Origin of the sequence: Protofrankia sp. CiT1, assembly GCF_917627335.1 — a bacterium.
GTDB lineage: Bacteria > Actinomycetota > Actinomycetes > Frankiales > Frankiaceae > Protofrankia.
In genome coordinates, this window is sequence record NZ_CAKJTP010000010.1 from 18,387 (window position 1) to 35,632 (window position 17,246).

Below are 17,246 nucleotides of genomic sequence, written 5' to 3' on the forward strand. Positions count from 1 at the left end.
CGCCGCACCATATGTACCGGACATGTTCGCGCGCCGCCGGAGACCGCTCCAGCGACATCAGTCCCGCTGCTTGAGCAACGTGATCTTCTTTGTCTCCTCGTCCCGCATTACCTCGCTGCCCACACCCGCGGTGACCTGCAGAACAAGCGGCCCGGTCACGCCGGGATGTGTGGCGGTGACGACGATCGTCTGGTCCGGGCGCATGAGAAAGGTGACATCTACGGGGGTGCCGCGGGGATGGCCCCCGGGAATCCCCGCGATAGCACCTTCGACGATCACCTTGTTGTCCTGGAGGATGGCCGACTCAGCGCTCGTCCCCTGCTCGAACACGCGGATATCGACCTCCGTCTGATCATCGGAGATCGTGTAGAAGGTCTGGGTGACTTCGATCGGCAGCGGATCGTTGCGATGCGCAAGAAACGCCGCGACCGCCTTGCCACGGTCCTCCGCGAAGATCCCGAAACCGCGGGAGGTCACATTGGTGACTTTCGTCTTGACCAGGTCCACGACCGCGGTGGTCGTCAGCCCGAAATCACCCGCCGCGCCCGACACCGAGCGTTGGACGTCGGCCGGCGCCGCCGCGTCCAGGCTCGCTCCGGCGGCGAGCCTGCCCTGGGCGACCAGGTCGTCCAGGACGTACCGCTCCAGCTCCTTCTTCTGCCCGAACACCGCGGCCCCCTTGGCTACAGCAAGATCGGGATCGACCAGACGTGGGGTCAGACCGAAGCTGTCCGCAATCTTGTGGGCGACCGCCGGGCTCTTGCTCATGCCGCCGACGAGCAGGCAGATGTCCACCTTGTCGACCCCGCGCTCCCTGGCCCTGGCGAGCACCGATCCGGTGAGGTCGAGCGTCCGCTGCAACAAGGCAGCGGTGATCTCCTCAAAATCCGTCCGGGTCACGGTCACGCTCGCCCGCCGGCCACCGTGAACCACCAGCACGTCAACGCTGTCACGACCGGACAAAGCCAGCTTCGCGTCCTCCGCCGAGGTCAGCAGTTCCTGTTCGTCGTAGACGTCGTCGAGCGGGTCACCGGCGTCAGGCTGCGCCTCGGTGAACTTCTGGGCCAAGAAGCGCACCAGCTCCGCGTCCCAGTCGGCACCGCCGAGCTCGTGGTCACCATCGGTGGCCACGACTGTGATCGCGTTCTTCGACAGGCGGATGACGGTGGTGTCGAAAGTGCCACCGCCGAGATCGTAAACAAGCACGGTCGTGTCCGCCACACCGTCCTGGGCGAACCCGTACGCGAAGGCGGCGGCCGTGGGCTCATTGATGATGTCCAGCACGTTCAGCCCGGCGAGCTCACCGGCGAGCTTCGTCGCCTTGCGTTCCTCGTCCCCGAAGTAGGCCGGGACGGTGATGACCACGTCCGTCACCGCGGTTCCGGTTGCCCGCTCGGCATCAGCGGCGAGCGCCTTGAGGATGAGGCTCGACACGGCTGGCGCGCTGTACTCCTCACCCTGCACGACAAACCGCCAGTCGGCCTCACCCATGTGCCGTTTGACCAGGCTCGCCACATCGTCCGGGCGAATCCGCGACTGCCGCTTCGCCTGTGTACCGACGACAAAAGTGACGCCGCCGTCCGCCGATCCGTCGAACAGCACCACCGATGGCGTCGTCGGCTGCGACTCGATGTTGCGGATCACGTCAGGGCGCCCGTACTCGTCCACCTGGGCGATACACGAGTACGTCGTTCCCAGGTCGATTCCGAACACCTTTGTTCGCGCCATAAGGTCCCTCCAACAAACCGCCGCCGGGTTTCAGTGTGCCCGAAAAACCTCCACCTCGGCTGGTCGCACCACCGTCGACTCACCGCGGACGAATCCGGGCTTGAGCGTGCGGGCGATCGTCCGATCGCGGCCGGGGTCGTCGACGCCGACCCGGCGCATCCCGGTGTGCCGGGCCGGATCGAAGGGCATCCCCACCACGGCGGTATACGGGCGGACATCCGCGGCGAGGTCCATCACCTGCAGCAGCTGTTTGCGCAGGATGCCCGCAACGCTTTGGCCGTCATCCGCGCCGAGGCTGGTCATCTGGTCGTGCAGCCGCATCAGCCCGCGCAGCAGGGGCGCCATCGCCTCAGCCAGCTCGCCTGCCCGGAGCCGGGTGTTCTCGGCGTGCAGGCGATCCACCAGATCCGCATCGTGGCGCCGGAGCCTGGCCAGTTCCTCGACCCGCTGGTGGAGCTCGTCCAGCCGCACGGTTGCCGCGGCGCTCACGGCGGTGAGGCCCGCCAGGTTCGCGACTCTTGCCGACAACATTGAAAGATCAATATCGGCGACCGGCTCATCGTGAGCCTCCCCGCTGTCAGGATCAGAACACTCCAACGCAGCTGGCTCCAGCTGCGTTGGTTCCAGCTGTGCCGGCTCCGGTTCTGCCAGCTCCAGCGCAACCGGCACAGCGCCCGCGCCCGACGGTCGCCGGCCGGCCGGATCTCCGGTCGCGTCGGGCTCGTCGGGCCTGTCGGTCCCAGCAGGCGGCCGCGCCTGCGCCGGCCGGGCCAGCCCGGCAGGGCCAGCCCGGCGGGAGACATCCACAGCGGTATCCCCATCCATGCTCCCCTGGACGCCGTCCGCGGGCGGGCGGGCGGGCGGCGCGTCCTCTTCCGGCACGTCCCCCGCCACGGCCGCGGCGTCCTCAGCAGCCACGCTATCCTCCGGCCCGCTGCCGGCTTCGTCCGTGGACGAATGGCCGCTGCCGGACGGCGGCGGCTCCAACGGGTACCAGGGCGGCGCGTCGGCCACCGGCTCCTGGCGTGGCCGGAACATCGAGTACCTACCGTCATCCCCAGCAGAGGGCGTCACCGAACGGTTCATGATCGCGTGCCGCCGCCTACTTGCGTCCCGGGGCCCAGTTCAGACCCCATCCATACGCTCGATCAAGATCCTGATGACCGCTGACATAACGGACCTCCCGGTTCACCACGAGGTCGTTACCGCTGGAGTTGGTCAGCAGAGCGATCGCGCACATCCTGGCGTTGCCCGCCCGCTCGTCCAGCCGTACCTCGATCGGCGCGCCGTTGGCCGGGGTCAGCGTCACCACGGCGTTCGCCTGGTCGAAGTTGGGGACACCGGAATAGATGAAGGCAAAGACCAGCAAACGGTGGATCTCCCCCACCCGGGCGAGGTTGACGAACAGGTTCTCCCCGCCGCTAGAAGCCCCGGTCCGGTCGTCGGCGTCAAGCTGGATGTACGGCGGCGCCGCAAAGGATCCGAAGCTGTCACCCAACGCCTGCACCACGCCCTTACGGCCGTCGGAGAGCTCATAAAGACAAGCCAGGTCGAGGTCGATGCCACCGGAGACAGCGCCGAGGACGCGCTTGAGGAAGCCGCCCCGGCCCCCGGTGGCCGCGCCTGCCTGGGTTGTCCAGTTGAGGTTGACATGTAGCCGATCACCTCCGCCCTGCTTGCTCAGGGAGACCGAAGGCGTGTTCTTGGTCAACGTCACCTTGCTCAGCGACACCCGCCCTGGGCTGGGTTCCTGGCCGCCAGACCGCTTGCTGTAGTCGATAGGCATAACCCGCTCCCTTGCGGTGGTCGTGACATAAGCTTAGTGGTCGCCGCCGCCCGGACGGCGCCTCGCGTCATCGACCTGGGACGCTATGAGCGGGCCGTCACCACCTTGCCCGGCCGTTCGTCTTGGTCGCTGTCAGGTCCCCCGGCACCGCTGGCCCGCTGCCTGTCACGGTTGCGGTTGCGGTTGCGGACGGACGACGCCAACGCGATGGCGATGAACCCGACGCCGACAAGACCAGTGATGATCTCAGGAACCTCGGTCTCGATGCTGACAGCGAGGATCACCGCCAGCGCGCCGATGGCGTAGTGGGCACCGTGCTCCAGGTACACGTACTCCTGCAGGGTGCCTTTGCGGACCAGATACACGGTGAGCGAACGGATGTACATGGCGCCGATACCAAGCCCGGCCGCGATAATGAAGATCTCCTGGGTGATCGCGAAGGCACCCACCACACCGTCGAAGGAGAAGGAGGCGTCCAGCACCTCCAGATAGAGGAACAGGAAGAAGGCTGCCTTCCCGCCGGCCAGCACCACCCCGTTCGGGGCACCGGCCGACCCGGTACCCGCCTTGTCCTCGTCCTCGTCCTCGTCCGGCTCCTCACCCACCCCACGCGCCTCGAAGAACTCACCGAGGCCGCGCACCCCCAGATAGGTCGCAAGCCCCGCGACACCGGCCGTCAGCACCTGCTGGGTCGCGTGATCGGCGAACACCTCAGCCACGACGAGCAGCGCGACAAGCGCGACCACGACCGACAGGACGTCGAGACGGCCGGCCTTGCGCAACGGTTCCTCAAGCCAGCGCAGCCACTGGATGTCACGTTCGGGGTCGAACATGAAATCCAGAAAAATCATAAAGAGGAAGATCCCGCCGAAGGCGGCGATCGAGGGATGCGCGTCCCCCAGCCGCGCCGCGTACTCGTCCGGGTTGTTCAGCGCGAGGTCGAAGACCTCGAGCGGGCCCAGATGAGCGGTGACGGCGACGATGACGATCGGGAACAGCAGGCGCATCCCGAAGACCGCGATCAGAACACCGACAGTCAGGAAGATCTTCTGCCAGAAATCGTTCATCCGGCGCAGGATCGTCGCGTTGATCACAGCATTGTCGAAGGACAGGCTTATCTCGAGTACGGCGAGGATCGCGACGAGCGCGGCGGTCTGCGGGCCCCCGATCACTCCCGCCAGAGCGACACCAACTACCGTAACCGTCAGTGACCAACCAAAAATGCGCAAGGTGTGCACGCGGACGGATACCTCCCCCCGGACCGGGTCTGGCGCGGCGCCGGGAGCACCACCGCGCCTCGACCCCGGTCCGGAGCGTCGAGGCATCACGTCAACCGCAGGTTCAGGTGGCAGCTGTCAGGGCCGGCGGGCACGCGAGCACGAAGGCCCCGGCGGACCCGTCGGACCACAGGGCATTCCGACAGGTCCGCCATGACGAGCTCCGGGTGGGACGGCTTCGCCCGCCACCCAGCGTCGTGATCACGTACACGTGGTCTACCCGGCCGATGAACGGCCCGACCCAGGCATCGTAACGGCCCGAACCAGCACCGCGGTAAGATCATCTACAGCAGGGCCAGGACTGGGAACAGGGATGGGGCCGCGCCGGAGGCAGCGGGAAGATCAGACGTTCACGCCGTAGTCCCGAGCGATGCCGGCAAGTCCGGTGGCGTAGCCCTGACCGACCGCCCGGAACTTCCACTCCGAACCGTGCCGGTAAACTTCACCAAAGACCATGGCAGTCTCGGTGGAGGCGTCCTCGGTGAGGTCGTAACGTGCGATCTCGGCGCCCCCCGCACCGTTCACGATCCTGATGAACGCGTTGCGTACCTGGCCGAAGTTCTGCTGACGCGAATCCGCATCGTAGATCGAAACCGGGAACACTACCTTGTCGATCTCTGTTGGCAGGCTGACGAGATTCACGTTAATTGCTTCGTCGTCGCCCTCCCCCTCGCCAGTCAGGTTGTCGCCCTGGTGCTCAATGGCGCCGTCCGGGCTCTTGAGGTTGTTGAAGAAGACGAAGTGGCCGTCCGACAGCACCCTGCCATCGGCCCGGCACGCGATCGCGCTCGCGTCAAGATCAAAATCTGCGCCCGTGGTGCTCCGCGCGTCCCAGCCGAGGCCGACGACGATGTTGGCGAGGCCCGGCGCCTCCTTGGTCAGCGAAACGTTCCCGCCCTTGCTGAGGCTGACTCCCACTGCTCCTCCTGCTGTCATTGCGATCGGGGCTGTCCTTGTGCCGCGGGTCTTCCAGCGCCCTGGTCGTCCCCCGCACCGAGCGCGACGCAGCCTACTGGACTCGATCACGCATGCTCACGGCGACATGGGGTCACCGGGGCCCGTCTTCTCCGGGACGAACGGGACCACGCGAGGGTTCCCCACCAGACAGCTGAGCACACCCGGACGCCGTGGCCCCGTCGCGCCGCCCCGCAGCCCGCCCCCGCGTGAGCATGGCCGGCGGGGGTATCTCCGACCGGAAACCGACGGTGAGCCGGTTCACCCATGGCAACAGGCCTACCCGGAACGCTCATCAACATGGAGACTTCGATCCGATGCCGACATCCTCCTCGCCCGGCGGACCGCCTCCGTATCACCAACACAACCCCACCCAGTGGCCCCATGCTGTTCACGTTGGGGTGCCACCAGCCGGTACAAAAGAGGCGGAGTATCTAGAGGTGGTTCCCCTCGATAAGGTCGCGGCGATGATCGGACGCTCAATAGGCCGGGTTGTCATCTCTGACATCAGCCCCGCCGTATCGTGTGGACAGTGGCCGTCGCGGGCGGTAGAGGGTGAGATCCTCACCGTCACCGCGACGGTGTTTCGGGATGGGCACGATCTGATCGGTGCCAACGTGGCGCTGTCAGGTCCGGATGGCCGCGGCACCCCGTTCACGCGGATGCGGCCGGTCGACGCGGGAACCGACCGCTACGAGGCCGAGGTACAGGTTGATTCAGAAGGCCTGTGGGGCTTTCGGATCGAGGCGTGGGCTGACCCCGTGGCGACCTGGCGGCATGCCGTTGAGATCAAAACGGCCGCTGGCCAGAGCCTGGACGAGCTGGCGGTCGACTTCGAAGACGGGGCCCGGCTGTTGCTCCGCGCGCTGCCGGGGGTCCCCGAAGGCCGCCGCGCGGACATCCAGCGAGCTGTCAACGCGTTACGTGATGATGCTCTCACCCACCCACGTGAGCGGATAGCCGCGGCATGCGACCCGGCGCTGGTCGCCCTGCTTGACCGGTGCCCGCTGCGGGAGCTCGTCACCCGTTCACCGTTCTACCGGGTCTGGGTGGACCGTCCCCGAGCGCTGTTCGGAAGCTGGTACGAGTTCTTTCCGCGCTCCGAAGGGGCGAGTCTGGATCCACCACGCTCAGGAACCTTCGCGACCGCGGCGCGGCGGCTGCCCGCCGTCGCCGCGATGGGCTTCGACGTGGTCTACCTGCCGCCGATTCATCCCATCGGGGAGGTCAACCGCAAGGGTCCGGACAACACTCTCGTCGCGGGTCCCGACGATCCCGGTTCACCCTGGGCGATCGGCAGCGAGAGCGGTGGCCACGATGCCGTCCACCCGGCACTGGGCACGATCGAGGACTTCGACGAGTTCGTCGCCCAGACCCGGGCACTGGGTATGGAGATCGCTCTCGACCTCGCCCTGCAGTGCGCACCGGACCACCCGTGGGCGAAGCAGCACCCGGAATGGTTCACCATGAAGAGCGACGGCTCCATCGCCTATGCGGAGAATCCGCCGAAAAAATACCAGGACATCTACCCGCTCAACTTCGACAACGATCCGGTCGGGCTTTACCACGAGGTGCTTCGTGTGGTCAGGTACTGGACCTCGCACGGCGTGCGGATATTCCGGGTCGACAATCCCCACACGAAGCCGGTCCAGTTCTGGGAGTGGCTCATAGCCGAAGTGAAGTCGACCGAACCGGACGTGCTGTTCCTGTCTGAGGCGTTCACCCGGCCGCACATGATGCGGGCGCTTGCCAAGGTGGGCTTCACCCAGTCCTACACCTACTTCACCTGGCGCAACACAAAGGCTGAGCTGGAGGCCTATGGGCGGGAACTGCTGGCGACCGCACACTACATGCGGCCAAATTTCTTCGTCAACACCCCCGACATTCTTCCGGGGTATCTACAGGACGGCGGTGAGGCAGCTTTCAAGATTCGCGCGGTGCTGGCTTCGATGCTTTCCCCGGCGTGGGGGGTCTATGCTGGGTACGAACTCTTCGAGAACATTCCCCTCCGGGCCGGCAGCGAAGACTACCTGCACTCCGAGAAATATCAGTACCGACCTCGGGACTGGGCCGGCGCCGAAGCCGCCCGACGTTCACTGGCACCATATCTGACCATGCTGAACCGGATACGGCAGGAACATCCGGCCATGCACTGGCTGCGCAACCTCCGCTTTCACCACGCGGACGGCGACGAAATCATGGTCTTTTCCAAGCGGACCGGGCAGGCACCGGACGACGATCGCGTCCTGATCGTCGTCAACCTTGACGCCCATAACGCCCGGGAGACGACCGTTCGTCTCGACATGCCCGCCCTCGGCCTCGAGTGGTGGGACACATTCGATATTCACGACGAGATCAGCGGGGCGAACTACAGGTGGGGGCACGAGAACTACGTCCGACTGGATCCGGCGACGGAACCAGCCCATATCTTCATCATCCGGCGCTGAGGATGAATGACAACGGCTCCCGTGCCGGCAGCGCAACCGCTGGCGGCACGGCTTCGAGCAGCCGCGCCGAGGAGCTTTCCCGCGACCCGCTGTGGTTCAAGCGGGCGGTGTTCTACGAGGTCCTCATCCGTGGTTTTGCCGATTCCAACGGCGACGGCACCGGCGACCTTCGCGGGGTCACCGGCAAACTCGACTATCTGAGCTGGCTCGGGGTCGACTGCCTGTGGCTGTTGCCGATCTACGACTCACCGCTGCGGGACGGCGGCTACGACATCGCCGACTATTTCCGCATTCTGCCGGAGTTCGGCGACCTCGGGGACTTCGTCACGCTGGTGGACGAGGCCCACCGGCGCGGCATCAGGATCATCGCGGACCTGGTCATGAACCACACCTCCGATCAGCACCCCTGGTTCCAGTCCTCCCGCGCTGACCCGGACGGTCCCTACGGCAACTTCTACGTATGGTCGGACACGGACGAGAAGTTCCCGGACGCACGGATAATCTTCGTCGACACGGAGAAATCGAACTGGACCTGGGACCCGGTGCGCGGGCAGTACTACTGGCACCGCTTCTTCTCCCACCAACCCGATCTGAACTATGACAACCCGGACGTCCAGGAGGCGATGCTCGAGGTCCTCCGGTTCTGGCTGGATCTCGGGATCGATGGATTCCGCCTGGACGCGGTCCCCTACCTCTACGTGCGAGAGGGGACGAACGGCGAAAACCTCCCCGATACTCATGAGTATCTGCGGCGGATCCGCAAGGAGGTGGACGCGAAATATGCCGACCGGGTCCTGCTGGCCGAGGCGAACCAGTGGCCCTCGGACGTGGTCGAGTACTTCGGCAACGACGACGAGTGCCACATGGCATTCCACTTCCCATTGATGCCGCGTATCTTCATGGCAGTCCGCCGGGAATCCCGCTATCCGATTTCAGAAATCCTCGCGCAGACGCCGGAGATCCCGCCGAACTGCCAGTGGGGGATATTCCTGCGCAACCACGACGAGCTGACCCTGGAAATGGTCACCGACGAGGAACGCGACTACATGTACGCCGAGTACGCGAAGGACCCGCGTATGAAGGCGAACATCGGGATACGCCGGCGGCTCGCGCCGCTGCTGGACAACAGCCGTGACCAGATGGAGCTCTTCACCGCGCTGTTGCTGTCGCTGCCGGGCTCGCCTGTCATCTACTACGGCGACGAGATCGGCATGGGCGACAACATCTACCTGGGCGACCGCGATGGTGTCCGGACTCCGATGCAGTGGTCACCGGACCGCAACGCCGGTTTTTCGACCGGCGATCCGGCCCGGCTCTACCTGCCGCCCATCATGGATCCGGTCTACGGCTACCAGGCGCTCAACGTCGAGGCCGAGCAGCGGATGCCGACGTCCTTTCTCTCCTGGACACGGCGCATGATCGAAGTGCGGAAGAGGCATCCCGTCTTCGGCCTCGGCAGCTATGAGGAGCTACCTGCGTCCAATCCGTCCGTCTTTGCCTTTGTGCGGGAGTTCGGCGACGACCGGGTGCTGTGCGTGGCCAACCTCTCTCGTTTCGCGCAGCCAGTCGAACTTGATCTGCGCAGGTTCATCGGGCTGGTTCCCGTCGAGTTGCTGGGCGGCGTGCGCTTCCCGCCGATCGGCGAGCTGCCGTATCTGCTGACCTTGCCCGGACACGGGCATTACTGGTTCGCGCTCACCCAGCCGGGGGCATTCACCCCCTGACGGACCAGCACGTAAGGTCGACAAAATGGATGTCCGCCGGAGCTCCGGGCGCGCGATCTTTTCTTGTGCGCGGCCGGTGGCTCCGCGGGCTCTGGCCGCTCCGCGGGGGCCGGCGATGACGCACGGGAGAGCGATGATGGCGGGCGACGATTCTGACCTGGTCGACCTGCTGACCTCCTGGCTGCCACGGCAGCGCTGGTTCGCCGGCAAGGGGCGGGCCTGGGGCGGTCTGCGCATCATCCAGGATGTGCGGCTGTCCGCGCTGCTCCGGCATCTTGTCATCGAAGTCCGCTATGCCGATCACGGCCTGCTCGATCGCTACCAGGTACCGCTGGTGACGAGACCGGACGCGCCCTACGGGCATGAGACCTTCCTGCTCGGGAAGTCCGCGGACGGGCTGGTGTACGACGGCCTGCACGACCCGGACGGCAGCGCCACCCTGCTGGCGTTCATCCAGGGCCGCGAGCCACACGGCGATCTCGTGCCGTACACGCTGGAGGAGCTGGCTACCTTGCCCGCCCACGCGGTGGGGGCCGAGCAGTCCAACACCTCGATCGTCTACGGTGATGCCTACATCCTGAAGGTCTTCCGACGCCTGTGGGCCGGGAGCAACCCGGATCTGGAGATCACCCGCATGCTCGCCGGCGCCGGCAGCCCGCACGTGGCCCGTCCGGTCTCCTGGCTGGACGGCAGCCTCGACGGTGTCACCACCACGTTCGCGTTCATGCAGGAATTTCTGCGTAGCGGCACCGAGGGCTGGCGGCTCGCCCTCGCCAGCGTCCGTGACCTCTACGCCGAAGCGGACCTGCACGCCGACGAGGTCGGCGGTGACTTCGCGGCCGAGTCCGAACGGCTCGGCGCCGCGACCGCGCAGGTACACAGCCTGCTCGCGGAAACGCTGCCCAGCGCGGTCAGCGACGCCGGGAGCGTCCGGGCGGAAGCGGCACGCATGCACAGCCGGCTGGACAACGCGATCGACGCCGTGGCGGAACTACGATCTTTCGAAGCCGGGCTGCGCAGGTCGTTCGACGAACTCGCCCATCGCGGGCGCTCGGTCAACCTGCAACGCATTCACGGGGACTACCATCTGGGCCAGGTCCTGCGGGTTGACTCGGGGTGGGTGCTGTTCGACTTCGAGGGAGAACCAGCACGTCCGGTTGCCGACCGCACGGCGCTGCAGCCCGTTCATCGTGATATAGCCGGTATGCTCCGGTCGTTCGACTATGCGGCCCAGTCGATGCTGCTGGAACGGGAGGGCGAGTCCGCGCTGAGCTACCGCGCGCAGGAATGGGCAACGCGTAACCGTGACGCCTTCTGCGCCGGGTACGCCGGCAGCGGCGGGTACGACCCGCGTGAGGATGCCGTTCTGCTGCGGGCTTTCGAGCTCGACAAGGCCGTGTACGAAGTCGTCTACGAGGCACGGCACCGGCCGTCGTGGCTGCCGATTCCGCTCAGCTCGGTCGAGCGGCTGACGAGCACGAGCGGATGACTGTCGTTGACCAGGTGGCCGCCGCCGGACGTCGGGGTTCCTGCCGGATTGGCGGAACCGATCCGGCAGGTCCGTCGGGGCATGCCGGCCGCCAGGCGGATACGTCGCGAGGCGGATACGTCGCGAGGCCGCGGAGAAAGGCGCCCTGGTGCTGGGAGCATCGACCGACGAGCCGGGGTACCCCGTGCATCGCGCGGCGATGGATGGGGAGCGATGATGCGAGGCGCCGCCCGGGCGGCGCGAGCCGGACAGTCCTATTGCCGGAGCCTCTAAGGATGGCGTGTTGTCCATGACTGACACCGACGACGCGGCGGGTGGTCCTGGCCAGGACCACCCGCACGATCTTTCCGATAGCGAGTCCACCAGTACCCGTTCCCCGCGCGTCGCAACAGCTGAGCAGCAGGAGTGTCCCGTCCTGTCCCTGCTCGCCGAAAATGCCGATCTTGACCGGCTCGTGAGCGGCGCGCATCATGATCCACACAGTATCCTCGGCGCCCATCCCCGTGGCGACTATACGATCGTGCGGGCGCTGCGGCCGGACGCGGTGAGCGTCGCCGTCCTCACCGAAGGTGAACGCTACGAATGTGCCCGGCTGCACAGCGGCGGGGTGTTCGCCGTGGCGCTGCCTACCAGCACGGTCCCCGACTACCGCCTCGAGGTCGGCTACTGCGACGCCACCCACGTCGTCGACGATCCCTACCGCTACCTGCCGACGCTCGGGGAGATGGACCGCCATCTCATCGGTGAGGGCCGCCACGAGCAGCTCTGGAAGGCGCTCGGCGCGCGGGTACGGTGCTACCCGAGCGCAACCGGCGAGATCCACGGAGTCGGTTTCGCCGTGTGGGCGCCGAACGCGCGGGGCGTCCGGGTCGTGGGTGACTTCGACTTCTGGGACGGTCGCGCCTACCCGATGCGCTCGCTGGGGGCGGCGGGCGTGTGGGAGCTGTTCGTGCCCGGCATCGGCGGCGGCTGCCGCTACAAGTACGAGATCCTCGGTTTCGACGGTGTCTGGCGGCAGAAGGCCGATCCCCTCGCGCTGCACACCGAGAACCCACCGGCCACGGCGAGCATCGTCTTCGAGTCCGACTACACCTGGGGCGATCAGGCATGGCTCGCGCGCCGCCGCGAGACCCCGTGGCACGCCGCGCCGATGTCAGTCTACGAGGTGCACCTGGGGTCGTGGCGCAAGGGACTGTCCTACCGGGAACTCGCCGACGAACTCGTGGACCACGTGCGGGAGCTGGGGTTCACCCACGTCGAGCTGCTCCCGGTCGCTGAGCATCCATTCGGCGGCTCGTGGGGCTACCAGGTGTCCGCCTACTACGCCCCGACGTCGCGCTTCGGTGATCCCGACGACTTCCGCCATCTCGTCGACCAGCTGCACCAGGCCGGCATCGGCGTCATCATGGACTGGGTTCCCGCGCACTTCCCCCGCGACGTCTGGGCGCTGGGCCGCTTCGACGGCACACCGCTGTACGAGCATCCCGATCCGCGGCGCGGCGAACAGCCCGACTGGGGAACTTACGTCTTCGACTTCGGGCGGCCCGAGGTACGCAACTTCCTGGTCGCGAACGCCGTGTACTGGTTCGAGGAATTCCACATAGACGGGCTGCGGGTCGACGCTGTCGCGTCCATGCTCTACCTCGACTACTCCAGGCCCGCCGACGGCTGGGTGGCCAATATCTACGGTGGCCGGGAGAATCTGGAAGCCGTGTCCTTCCTTCAGGAGACCAACGCCACGGTCTACCGGCGTGCCCCAGGCGCGATCATGATTGCCGAGGAGTCGACGGCCTGGCCCGGTGTCACCCGACCGACCCATCTCGGTGGCCTGGGTTTCGGCTTCAAATGGAATATGGGCTGGATGCACGACACGCTGGACTACCTGTCGCGGGCACCGGTGTTCCGTGCCTACCACCATCACCAGATGACCTTCTCCATGATGTACACCTACTCGGAGAACTTCGTCCTGCCGCTCAGCCACGACGAGGTGGTGCACGGGAAGGGCTCCCTGCTCCAGAAGATGCCCGGTGACCGCTGGCAGCAGCTTGCCAACCTGCGTGCGCTCTACGGGTACATGTGGGCGCACCCAGGCAAGCAGCTGCTGTTCATGGGCGGCGAGTTCGCCCAGGAGGCCGAGTGGTCGGAGGCGCGCTCGCTGGGCTGGTGGCACCTTGATGACGCCTGTCACCGCGGCGTGTCCACGCTGGTGACCGATCTCAACCGGATCTACCGTGCCACACCCGCCCTGTGGGAACAGGACACCTCTCCTGAGGGGTTCTCCTGGATCGACGCCAACGACGCCGAGAACAACGTGTTCTCATTCCTCCGCTGGGCTGGCAGCGGCTCGACATCCGCCGGCCGGCCGGCCGGTACGGTGCTCGCCTGCGTCACGAACTTCGCGGGTGTGCCGCACTCCAGCTACCAGCTCGGCCTGCCGTTCACCGGCCGCTGGCGCGAGGTCCTCAACACCGACGCCACCGACTACGTGGGCAGCGGTCTGGGGAACCTGGGCTCGGTGGTCGCCATCGACGCAGCCCATCACGGCCAGCCCGCATCCGTGCGGTTGACCCTGCCCGCGCTGGCCACCCTCTGGCTGGCCTACGAGTGCGACGGCCAGAGCGGCCAGAGCGGCCAGAGCTGACCGGGGAGAAGCGACCGGCCGGGTACGGACAGCTCCGCCACGCCACCCAACGCGGCGGAGCTGTCACCGATGGCAGGCGGAAGCTGGCGACGCCCACATCCTCAATGATCAGAAGAGGGCGGCTGACAGCGCGCGGCGCGCGGGCGCGACGGCCGGCTCGGAATCGCCCAGTGCCTCGAACAGGCTGACCAGATGTGCTCGCGCACGTTCCCGTTCGTCGCCCACGGTCCGCCGGACAACGCCGACAAGCCGGGTCAGGCCCGTTTCGACCTCGCCCTTGGCAACCAGGACGTCGGCCAGCATGATGGCCGCCTCGACATCGTCGGGGTCGGCCGACAGCCGGGCGCGCAACCCGGTGACGTCGATCGTGGCCACCCGCTGGAAAAGCCCGACCCGGGCGAGCCCGAGCGTCGCATCCGCGTCGCCGGGGGCCTCGGCCAGCCGGCTGCGGTAGGCGTCGGCCGCGGCGTCGAGATCGCCCTTGGCGAGCGCCTCCTCAGCGGCGCTGTGGTGCGCGTCGGCCGCGGCCTCCGCCGGCCCGCCCGCCAGGCCCGTGACCGCCTCGTCGACCAGTGCCAGCAGCTGGTCAAGCCACGCCCGGACCTCGGGCTCGGGAACCGCGCCGGTGAACTCACCGATGATCCGGCCACCGACGACCGCCTTGACCGCGGGGATCCCCTGGACGCCGGCGGCCTGGGCAAGCTGTGGGTTCGCGTCCACATCGACCTTCGCGAGCACCCAGCGCCCGCCGTCGGCCTCGGCCAGCCGCTCCAGTACGGGGCTGAGCTGCTTGCACGGGCCGCACCACGCCGCCCAGAAATCGACCACCACCGGGGTCTGCAAAGACCGTTGCAGGACCTCGGTCTCGAACGTCGCCTCGGTGACGTCCAAGACGACGGGCTGCCCCGCGGACGCGGACCCGGTGCGGGCCGGGCCGGGCCGGGTGCTCGCGGCGCCCGCCGAGGATCGCGACGGCGCGGGTTTGGGGTCGAGCGGGACCGCGCCGGCAAAGCGCAGACTGGCGAGCTCGCTGGGAAGCCGTGGATCCCCGGCCGCTGCGTTTCTCGACCCCGGCGGTACTGATCGTGACGAACGGGACCCAGGTGACATGGTTGACCTCCGTGGCATGACTCCATCGTTGCATCTGAACAGCGAAACCGGACATGGCCTACGTGGCAGGCGCCTACGATGCGTGCATGTCGTGATCCGAGTAGACCCGGGCCCGCCGGACCGGCTCCACCGACCAGGCAAGAACCCTGGGACAGGCAGTCGTGTTCCCTGCCGCTATGTTCCCCGCCGCCCGCCCGCGTCTCCCGCAGCCCCCGGGGGACGCGGGAGACCCGTCGGGGCATCGGCGGGGCCAGGCTCGGCCAGCCGCTGCTCGATCGAAGCGACCTTCGCCCGCAGCGCGTCCGTGACCCCGGGACGGATGTCGGCCTTGAGCACGAGGCTGACCCGGCCGGATCCGGCGGCAACCGCGTCCACCGCTCGTCGCACGACAGGCATGACCTCCTCCCACTCCCCCTCGACCGTGGTGAACATCGCGGTCGTCTCGTTGGGCAGGCCACTGGCACGCACCACTCGCACGGCTTCGGCGACCAGGCCGCCGACATCCTCACCCGTCCCGATCGGTGTCACGCTGAACGCCACAAGCATGGCTCACACCTACCACGCGGCCCGCGAGGGCCAGTCGCCCGGGTGCGTTGGGCACGCCGCGGAAACCATGATCTCCCACTGGCCGCTCCGCCAGAAAAATGCTACGGTCCGCGACATCATAAATCCACGGACGGCACAACCGAGGCTTCAACCAAACCCGGGACAACGCTCCCTGACGGCACGCCCTACCATTGCCCGCCGTGGAGTGGAAAACACGGGGCGACGAGGCATAGGTGGTTCCACGGACCCTCCTCGACGCGCTGACCAGCCTGGTGGTGGTGGTCGGCGCGGACGGTCGTGTGCTCGATGCCGGCGCCGCGGCCAGAACCTTTCTCGGTGAACGGCTGGCCGGCACGGAGCCGGTCCACCTCAGGGACCTGGCCGATCTGGTCGATCCCTCGTCACAGGTCCGGCTGCGCGACGTCGTGCCGCGGGCGCTGGCCCGCGCCGGGCAGTGGCGCGGAAGCGTCGACCTCGTTGACGCCGCGGGCAACGTGGCGCCGTATCTGGTGTCGGTACGGGTCGACCCGTCCGGCGCAGTAGTGATCGTCGCGAATGACACCGAGGACATCCGCGCCCGGGAGGCGGCCGAACGGGAGTCCCGGGCCACGGACGAGTTCATCGCACGGCTCGGCCACGAACTGCGCACCCCGCTCAACGCGGTGCTGGGCTTCGCCCAGCTGCTGGAGCTCGAGCCACTGCCAGCGGAGCTGCACGAGGACGTGGAGCGCATCATCACCGGCGGCAGGCACATGCAGGCCCTCATCGACGACGTACTGGATCTGGCCCGGCTGCGGGCCGGGCGCGGGGACATCAACAAGGGGCCCGTCAACGTCCTGGAAATCGTCCAGGGCGTCGTCGAACTGGTCGAACCACTCGCGGAACAACGCGGCATCCGCCGTGTCATCTCGCCAGCCGAGCCGCTGGTCGCCGACGCTGACCGCCGCAGGTTGTGGCAGGTCCTGCTCAACCTGGTCGGCAACGCGTTGAAGTACGGGCGGGAGGGCGGCACCCTGCGGGTGGGTATCGTTCCCGTCACCGGAGCCCGGGTCCGGATTGAGGTCGAGGACGACGGCAACGGCCTCCCGCCCGAAGCCATGGACCGGTTGTTCCGGCCGTTTGAGCGCCTCGGAGCCGAACGAACCGGCGTTGAGGGCAGTGGACTGGGCCTTGCGCTGTCACACGCGCTGGTAACCGCAATGGGTGGTGTCCTGACCGCGGCAAGCCGTTTCGGGGTGGGCAGCGTCTTCGCGGTCGTTCTGGACACCATCGACGTCCGCTTCGACAGCGATGACGACTTCGACGGGTACGAATACGGGCATGGGCACGGGCACGGGCACGGGCACGGGCACGGGCACGACGATTACGACGGATTCGCTCCGGTGCCGGCCGTCCCGGCCGCACGAGCGGGCTCGGCGTCGCGGCCCGCCGGCCATCTCCGCGTCGTGCACATCAGCGGCGATCCCGCGACCAGAACAATGGTCACCCATGTACTGCGCAACTCCCTCGGCGCGGACACCGTCACGGTGCCGCGGGCCGCTCTC

Annotated in this window: 12 protein-coding genes; 5 read left to right on the top strand and 7 right to left on the bottom strand. The window is 67.3% G+C overall.

The window, feature by feature from the left end:
• Window positions 1-57: 57 nt before the first annotated feature.
• The 5 genes from MJ785_RS03335 to MJ785_RS03355 all read right to left on the bottom strand — a co-directional run bounded on the left by MJ785_RS03335 (window position 58) and on the right by MJ785_RS03355 (window position 5,709).
• Window positions 58-1,728 carry an Hsp70 family protein gene (locus tag MJ785_RS03335; RefSeq protein ID WP_239380021.1) on the bottom strand — a complete coding sequence of 557 codons (1,671 nt, stop codon included), beginning with the start codon at window positions 1,726-1,728 and terminating at the stop codon, window positions 58-60.
• Window positions 1,729-1,758: 30 nt separating this feature from the next.
• Window positions 1,759-2,646, bottom strand: coding sequence for a nucleotide exchange factor GrpE (locus MJ785_RS03340; RefSeq protein WP_239380022.1), 888 nt, complete (start codon window positions 2,644-2,646; stop codon window positions 1,759-1,761).
• A gap of 184 nt (window positions 2,647-2,830) precedes the next feature.
• Complete coding sequence (locus MJ785_RS03345) at window positions 2,831-3,514, bottom strand: Tellurium resistance (protein WP_239311762.1); 684 nt, start codon at window positions 3,512-3,514, stop codon at window positions 2,831-2,833.
• 83 nt (window positions 3,515-3,597) lie between these two features.
• On the bottom strand, window positions 3,598-4,752 hold the full coding sequence (locus tag MJ785_RS03350) for a DUF475 domain-containing protein (protein ID WP_239373216.1): 1,155 nt from the start codon (window positions 4,750-4,752) through the stop codon (window positions 3,598-3,600).
• 381 nt (window positions 4,753-5,133) lie between these two features.
• Window positions 5,134-5,709 (bottom strand): TerD family protein, encoded by a 576-nt coding sequence (locus tag MJ785_RS03355; RefSeq protein ID WP_239311758.1) that lies wholly within the window; start codon window positions 5,707-5,709, stop codon window positions 5,134-5,136.
• 503 nt (window positions 5,710-6,212) lie between these two features.
• Between MJ785_RS03355 and MJ785_RS03360 the strand changes: the two genes are divergently transcribed.
• The 4 genes from MJ785_RS03360 (at window position 6,213) to glgB (ending at window position 14,046) form a co-directional block, all read left to right on the top strand.
• On the top strand, window positions 6,213-8,192 hold the full coding sequence (locus MJ785_RS03360) for an alpha-1,4-glucan--maltose-1-phosphate maltosyltransferase (RefSeq protein WP_239311771.1): 1,980 nt from the start codon (window positions 6,213-6,215) through the stop codon (window positions 8,190-8,192).
• Between the two features lie 2 nt (window positions 8,193-8,194).
• Window positions 8,195-9,916: a maltose alpha-D-glucosyltransferase gene (treS, locus tag MJ785_RS03365; protein ID WP_239311756.1), complete on the top strand. Its 1,722-nt coding sequence runs from the start codon at window positions 8,195-8,197 to the stop codon at window positions 9,914-9,916.
• 136 nt (window positions 9,917-10,052) lie between these two features.
• The gene (locus MJ785_RS03370; RefSeq protein WP_370652859.1) at window positions 10,053-11,405 is read left to right on the top strand and encodes a phosphotransferase; all 1,353 of its coding nucleotides are present in this window, start codon (window positions 10,053-10,055) and stop codon (window positions 11,403-11,405) included.
• 289 nt (window positions 11,406-11,694) lie between these two features.
• Window positions 11,695-14,046, top strand: coding sequence for a 1,4-alpha-glucan branching protein GlgB (glgB, locus tag MJ785_RS03375; protein ID WP_239380024.1), 2,352 nt, complete (start codon window positions 11,695-11,697; stop codon window positions 14,044-14,046).
• A 108-nt stretch (window positions 14,047-14,154) separates the two neighbouring features.
• Here glgB and MJ785_RS03380 read toward each other — a convergent pair whose 3' ends face one another.
• Both MJ785_RS03380 and MJ785_RS03385 read right to left on the bottom strand, forming a co-directional pair.
• Window positions 14,155-15,156: a tetratricopeptide repeat protein gene (locus MJ785_RS03380; RefSeq protein ID WP_239308563.1), complete on the bottom strand. Its 1,002-nt coding sequence runs from the start codon at window positions 15,154-15,156 to the stop codon at window positions 14,155-14,157.
• Window positions 15,157-15,330: 174 nt separating this feature from the next.
• Complete coding sequence (locus MJ785_RS03385; RefSeq protein WP_239308562.1) at window positions 15,331-15,702, bottom strand: thiamine-binding protein; 372 nt, start codon at window positions 15,700-15,702, stop codon at window positions 15,331-15,333.
• Window positions 15,703-15,935: 233 nt separating this feature from the next.
• Here MJ785_RS03385 and MJ785_RS03390 point away from each other — a divergent pair.
• A partial coding sequence (locus MJ785_RS03390; RefSeq protein ID WP_239380025.1) for a HAMP domain-containing sensor histidine kinase occupies window positions 15,936-17,246 on the top strand: 1,311 nt, incomplete at its 3' end.